This window comes from Alcanivorax sp. HI0044, assembly GCF_001634945.1.
In genome coordinates this window covers 1-832 of the sequence record NZ_LWEZ01001648.1, presented here as the reverse complement: position 1 = coordinate 832, position 832 = coordinate 1, and the positions used below count along the sequence as shown (strand labels likewise).

The 832-nt window shown below is 54.1% G+C and carries 1 pseudogene; it reads right to left on the bottom strand.

Going from position 1 to position 832, the window contains the following annotated elements:
- A pseudogene (locus tag A3730_RS24835) lies at window positions 1-832 on the bottom strand (PrkA family serine protein kinase); the annotation flags it as partial.

Here is an 832-nt window from a genome sequence, read left to right as displayed (position 1 = left end):
GCCTTTGGCGTTAAAGGAAATGACGGGCAGCAGGTCTTCGGTGTTGGAGAACATTTTCTTTTCGATCACATCGCGCAGTTTCTGGTAGCTGAGCCAGCTGGGGTTCTTGCCGTGGTTGTTGGCGCGGGCACGAAGGACGAAGTTGACCACTTCGTTGCGGAAGTCCTTGGGGTTGGAGATGCCGGCCGGTTTTTCGATTTTTTCCAGGTCTTCATTGAGCGCCTGGCGGTCGAATATTTCACCGGTATCCGGGTCGCGGAACTCCTGATCCTGAATCCAGAAGTCTGCATAGATGACGTAGCGGTCGAAAATGTTCTGGCCATACTCGGAATAAGATTCGAGATAAGCAGTCTGGATTTCCTTGCCGATGAACTCTACGTAGCGCGGCACCAGGTATTCCTTGATAAAGCGACGGTATTGTTCTGATTTTTCCTGCGGGAACTGTTCCTGCTCAATGCGCTGCTCGAGCACATGAATCAGGTGCACCGGGTTGGCTGCTACCTCCGAGTGGTCATAGTTGAATACCTTGGAGAGAATCTTGAAAGCAAAACGGGTGGAGAGCCCGGCCATGCCCTCATCCACGCCGGCCATGTCGCGGTACTCCTGCATGGATTTGGCGTGGGGGTCCACGTCTTTCAGGTTCTCGCCGTCATAAACGCGCATCTTTGAATAAATGCTGGAGTTCTCCGGTTCTTTCAGCCGGGTAAGTGTGGAGAATTGTGCAAGCATGTGCAGGGTATCCGGGGCGCAGTGGGCATCACGCAGGCTGGAGTTGCGCAACAGCTTGTCGTAGATCAGCACCTCTTCGGTGACGCGCAGGCAATAGGGCACC